Source organism: Streptomyces sp. NPDC104106, from assembly GCF_055584345.1.
The window spans coordinates 1-6,031 of the sequence record NZ_JBVJMF010000048.1 but is presented as its reverse complement, the minus strand read 5'-3'; the positions used below and the strand labels follow the sequence as shown (position 1 = coordinate 6,031).

The window sequence follows — 6,031 nt, the reverse complement described above, 5'->3', positions numbered from 1 at the left end:
ACGACGGCCAGCACCTCGTGGCCGTTGCGGCGCGCGTCCGAAAGCCGTTCGAGCAGCAGCAGGCCCACGCCCTCGGACCAGCCGGTGCCGTCCGCCGCGGCGGCGAAGGCCTTGCACCTGCCGTCGAGGGCCAGTCCGCGCTGGCGGGAGAACTCCACGAAGGCGCCGGGCGTCGACATCACGGCCGCCCCGCCCGCGAGCGCCAGCGAGCACTCGCCGTTGCGGAGCGCCTGCGCGGCCAGGTGGATGGCCACCAGCGAGGACGAGCAGGCGGTGTCCACTGTCACCGCGGGCCCCTCGAAGCCGAAGCTGTAGGCGATCCGGCCGGAGACGACGCTGCCGGCACCGCCGGTCAGCACATAGCCCTCGATCTCTGGCGAGCCGGTGCCCATGCGGGGCGCGTACTCCTGGCCTGCGACCCCGGTGAAGACGCCGACGCTGTGACCCTTGAGGGTGGAGGGGTCGAGGCCGGCGCGCTCCAGGGTCTCCCAGGAGGTCTCCAGAAGCAGCCGCTGCTGCGGGTCCATGGCGAGCGCCTCGCGCGGGGAGATGCCGAAGAAGCCCGCGTCGAAGCCCGCGACGTCGTCGAGGAAGCCGCCCTCCCGCACGTACGAGGTGCCGGACGCGTCCGGGTCGGGGTCGTAGAGGGTGTCGAGGTCCCAGCCGCGGTCGGCCGGGAACGCGCTGATCGCGTCGGTGCCCTGGGACACCAGGCGCCACAGTCCCTCCGCCGAGGTCACTCCGCCCGGCAGCCGGCAGCCCATGGCCACGATGGCGATGGGTTCGGTCCGCCGGGTCTGCTCCTCGCGCAGTGTCTCCCTGGTCTGGTGCAGTTCGGCCGAGACCCGCTTGAGGTAGCTGAGCGCCTTCTCGTCGGTGGTCATGGAACCTGGTCTCCTCTTCCGGGTGGGCGGTGGGTCAGCCGAGTCCGAGCTGGTTGTCGATGAAGGCGTAGACGTCGTCGGCCGTGGCGGCTTCGAGTCCGTCGGTGGTGGCGGTCTCGGCGGACCCGCCGCTCTGCGCGGCCTCCTGGATCCGCGTGCCGAGGAACCGCAGCCGGGAGTGGACGCCCGCGTGTGCGAGCTCCTCCGTCAGGAGCGCGTCGAGCGCGCGCTCCAGGGCGTCGAGTTTGGCCGTGACCGGGTCGGACTCCTGGTCGAGGACCTTGAGCAGGTACTGGGCGAGTGCGGTGGGCGCCGGATAGTCGAACACGGCGGTCGTCGGCAGCCTCATCCCGGCGGCCTTGCCGAGGCGGTTGCGCAGTTCCACCGCCGTCAGCGAGTCGAAGCCCGCCTCCTTGAAGGCGCGGTCGGGTACGACCAGCGAGGGGTCGGCATGGCCGAGCACGGTCGCGGCCTCCCTGCGGACCACGTCCAGGACGAAGGCCGCCTTCTCGTCGGCCGGGAGCGCGGCGAGCCGTCCGGCGAGCGTGCGGCCGGCGGCCGGGTCGGCGGCCGCGGCGCGGCGCGGGGTGCGGACCAGTGCGCGCAGCAGCGGGTGGAGCCCGCCGGAGGACGCCTGGCCGCGCAGTACGGCCGGATCGAGCCGGGTCGGTACGAGGGCCGGTTCCGCGGCCGTCAGGGCAGCGTCGAACAGGGCCAGGCCCTCGTCGGCCGTGAGGCCGAGCATGCCCGCGCGTTCGGTGCGCCGTACGTCGGCCATGGCGAGCGCGCTGGTCATGTCGCTGGCGTGCGACCACAGGCCCCATGCGAGCGACACGGCGGGCAGCCCCTTCGTGTGCCGGGTGCGGGCGAGCCCGTCGAGGAAGGAGTTGGCCGCCGCGTAGTTGGCCTGGCCGGGATTGCCGAGGACACCGGCGGCCGAGGAGAACAGCACCCAGGCGGCGAGATCCAGGTCCTCGGTCAGCTCGTGCAGGTTCAGGGCGGCGTCGGCCTTGGGGCGCAGGACGGTGGCCAGCCGCTGCGGGGTGAGGGCCGCCAGGACGCCGTCGTCGACGACGCCCGCGGTGTGGACGACGGCGGTCAGGGGCGCCCGGGCCGGTACGGACGCCAGGAGCCGGGCCAGCGCGTCGCGGTCGGCGGCGTCGCAGGCCTCGATGCGTACCGACGCGCCCAGGGAGGTCAGTTCGGCGGCGAGCCGGGCCGCGCCGGGTGCGTCGGGGCCGCGCCTGCTGGTGAGCAGCAGGTTGCGGGCGCCGTGCTCGGTGACGAGGCGGCGGGCGACGAGCGCGCCGAGGGATCCGGTGCCGCCGGTGACGAGGACGGTGCCCTCGGGATCGGGGCGGCGGGGCACGGTCAGCACGGCCTTGCCGATGTGGCGGGCCTGGCTGAGGTGCCGGAAGGCGTCCGGGGCACGCCGTATGTCCCATGCCGTCACCGGGAGCGGTCCGAGGACGCCGCGTGCGAAGAGGTCGGCCAGTTCGGCGAGCAGCTGCCCCACCCGGTCGTCGTCCGCCTCGGCGAGGTCGTAGGCCCGGTAGTGGACGCCGGGGTGGCGTTGCGCGACCTCGGCGGCGTCGCGGATGTCGGTCTTGCCCATCTCCAGGAAGCGGCCGCCGCGCGGCAGCAGCCTCAGGGACGCGTCGACGAACTCACCGGCCAGCGCGTCGAGGACCACGTCGACGCCGCGGCCGTCGGTGGCCTCCAGGAAGCGCTGTTCGAAGCCGGTGGTCCGGGAGTCGGCGATGTGGGCGTCGTCGAGTCCGCTCGCGCGCAGGGCGTCCCACTTGCCGTGGCTGGCGGTGCCGAACACCTCCGCGCCCAGGTGGCGGGCCACTTGGACGGCGGCGGTGCCGACGCCACCGGCCGCGGCGTGGAGGAGGACCTTCTCTCCGGCGCACAGGCCGGCCAGGTCGCGCAGCCCGTACAGGGCGGTGAGGAAGGCGACGGGCGCGGCGGCGGCCTGGGCGAAGCTCCAGCCGGCCGGGACGCGGACGAGCCTGCGGTGGTCGGTGACGGCCTCGGGCCCGAACGCCCCGCCGGGGAACAGGCCCATGACGCGGTCGCCGGGTGCCAGGTCGGTGACGCCGGGGCCGGTCTCCAGGACGACGCCCGCGGCCTCGCCGCCGAGCGGGGCCCGGCCCGGGTACATGTCCAGGGCGATGAGGACGTCGCGGAAGTTCATTCCGGCGGCGCGTACGGCGACCCTGACCTGGCCGGGGGCCGGCGGTCCCGGTTCGGTGTCCGGGACGAGGGTCAGGTGGTCCAGGGTGCCGGGGCCGGTGGTGTCCAGGTGCCAGGTGCGGGCGCCGTCCGGGATCGTCAGCTCCTCGTCGGCGGTCCGGCTCAGCCGGGGTGCGAGGACCTCGCCTTCGCGGACCGCCAGCTGCGGCTCCTCCAGGGCCGCGGCGGCGGCCGGGACGCCGGTAAGGGTGTCGCGGGAGGCGGCGTGTGCGTCGAGGTCGACGAGGATGAGGCGGTCGGGGTGCTCGGACTGGGCGGAGCGCACCAGGCCCCAGACCGCGGCGCCCGCCGGGTCGGTGACCGTCTCGCCGTCGCGCACGGCGACCGCGCCGCGGGTGACCACGAGCAGCCGCGCGGTGTCGTCGCCGGGGGCTGCGAGGAACGCTTGGAGGTTCGCCAGCACGTGTGCGGTCAGATCGTGCACGGCCTGTGCGCCGGTGCCGGTGGCGACGGCGTCGAGGACGCGGATGCCGTCGAGCCCGTCCGGGCGTGCCTGCACCGGCAGTGCCGTCCACACCGTGCGGAACAGCGCGTCGTGGCGGGGCTCGGCGGGCGGGCGCAGTTGCTCGGCGGCCACCGGGCGCAGGACGAGGGAGTCGACGGCGGCGACCGGGGCGCCGGTGGCGTCGGTGATGCGCAGGGACACCTCGTTCGGTCCGGCCGGCGTCAGCCGCACCCGCAGCGCCTTGGCGCCCGTGGCGTGCAGCCGTACTCCCTGCCATGCGAAGGGCAGCAGCCGCCGGCCGTCGTCCGGTTCGGTGACGGCGCCGAAGGCGCTGGGGTGCAGGGCGGCGTCGAAGAGGGCGGGGTGGAGGCCGAACTGCTCGGCGTCCGGGTGGAGTTCGTCGTCGAGGACGACCTCGGCGAAGACCTCTTCGCGGCGGGTCCACACCGCGCGCAGGTTCTGGAAGGCCGGGCCGTACGCGTATCCGGCCGCGGCGCGTTCCCGGTAGAAGTCGGTCACGGGTACGGCGGTGGCGCCTGTGGGCGGCCACGGGTCGGGGTCGGTGCGGGGGTCGGGGGCCGTCCTGGCCAGGACACCGCCGGCGTGCCGGGTCCATGGGGCGTCGCCGTCGTCCGGGCGGGAGTGGACGGAGACGGGGCGGTCGCCGGTGTCGTCGGGAGCGCCGACGTGCACGCGGATCCGTACGGCGCCGTTGTCGGGCAGGACCAGCGGTGCGGCCAGGACGAGTTCGCGGACGGTACCGTGGCCGACCTCGTCGCCGGCGCGGACGGCCATCTCCACCAGGGCGGTGCCGGGCAGCAGGACGGTGCCGCCGACGGCGTGGTCGGCGAGCCAGGGCTGTGCGGCCGGGCAGAGGCGTCCGGTGAAGGTGACGGCGTCGGCCTCGGGCAGGTCGACCGTGGCGGTGAGCAGGGGGTGGCCGGCGGCGGTGATGCCCGCGGCGTCCAGGTCGCGGGCGGCGCCGGGGTCCGAGGCGTCCAGCCAGTAGCGCTCGTGCTGGAAGGCGTAGGCCGGCACCGCGGTGCGCCGGGCGCCGCTGCCGGCGAACAGCGCGGGCCAGTCGACGCGGGCGCCCCGGGTGTGCGCGCGGGCGACGGCGGTCAGCAGCGTCCTGTCTTCCGGCCTGCCGTCGCGCAGTGCGGCCACGCAGTCGACGTCGTCGGGCAGGCAGTCCTGGGCCATGGCGGTCAGCACGCCGCCGGGGCCGAGTTCGAGCACGGTGCGGGCGCCCTGTTCGCGCAGGGTGCGCAGGCCGTCGCAGAAGCGGACCGTGTCGCGGACGTGGCGCACCCAGTAGGCGGGGGTGCACAGTTCGGCGGGGTCGGCGAGGGCTCCGGTCAGGTTGGACACGACGGGCAGGGCGGGGGCGTGGAAGGTCAGTCCGGCGGCGACTTCCCGGAAGGCGCCGAGCATCGGTTCCATGTGCGGCGAGTGGAAGGCGTGGGAGACGGCCAGCCGCTTGGTCTTGCGGCCGCGGGCCTCGAACGCGGCGGCGAGCGCCTCGACGGCCGGGGTGTCGCCGGAGAGGACCACGGCTTCGGGGCCGTTGAGCGCGGCGATGGTGACGCCGTCGCCCAGGCCGGGGGCGATCTCCTCCTCGGTGGCCTGTACGGCGATCATGGCGCCGCCCTCGGGCAGCCGCTGCATCAGTGCGCCGCGGGCGGCGACGAGGGCGGCGGCGTCCGCGAGGGACCAGACGCCGGCCACGTGGGCGGCGGCGAGTTCGCCGATGGAGTGTCCGGCGACGAGGTCGGGCCGTACGCCCCAGGACTCCACCAGGCGGAAGAGGGCCACCTCCACGGCGAACAGGCCGGCCTGGGTGTAGGCGGTCTGGTCGAGCAGTTCCGCGTCCGGGGAGCCGGGTTCGGCGAGGACGACGTCGCGCAGCGGGCGGTCCAGCCACTGGTCCAGGGCGGCGCAGACCTCGTCGAAGGCGCGGGCGAACGCCGGGAAGACGGCGTACAGTTCGCGGCCCGTTCCGGGGCGCTGCGCGCCCTGTCCGGGGAAGACGACGGCGAGCTTGCCGTCGGTGGCGGTGCCGGCCGTGTCGTCGCCGTCGGCCAGGGCCGTCAGGGCGCGCCGGGCCTCCTGTGCGGAGTCGGCGACCACGACGGCGCGGTGCGCGAAGGCGGCGCGGGTGCTGAGCGTGAGGCCCACGTCGGCGAGGGCAGGTGCGGGGTCTTGGGCGAGGAGGGCGGCGACGCGCGCGGCCTGGGCGCGCAGTGCGCCGGCCGACTTGGCGGAGAGCGCGAGCGGTACGAGCCCTTCGGGCAGGGCGCGCTCGGCCGTGCCGCCGGGTGCGGTACCGGCCGGGGCGGTTTCGTCGGCGGCCTGTTCGAGGATGATGTGGGCGTTGGTGCCGCTGATGCCGAAGGAGGACACGCCCGCGCGGCGCGGGTGCCCGGTCTCGGGCCAGTCACGG

General features: G+C 75.6%; 2 protein-coding genes. Both read right to left on the bottom strand.

The window, feature by feature from the left end; genetic code table 11:
* Window positions 1–884 (bottom strand): beta-ketoacyl synthase N-terminal-like domain-containing protein (locus ACZ60X_RS43685; RefSeq protein ID WP_469611392.1); only part of this gene is annotated, 884 nt, incomplete at its 3' end.
* 34 nt (window positions 885–918) lie between these two features.
* Window positions 919–5,991 (bottom strand): SDR family NAD(P)-dependent oxidoreductase, encoded by a 5,073-nt coding sequence (locus ACZ60X_RS43680; RefSeq protein WP_469611390.1) that lies wholly within the window; start codon window positions 5,989–5,991, stop codon window positions 919–921.
* Window positions 5,992–6,031 lie beyond the last annotated feature (40 nt).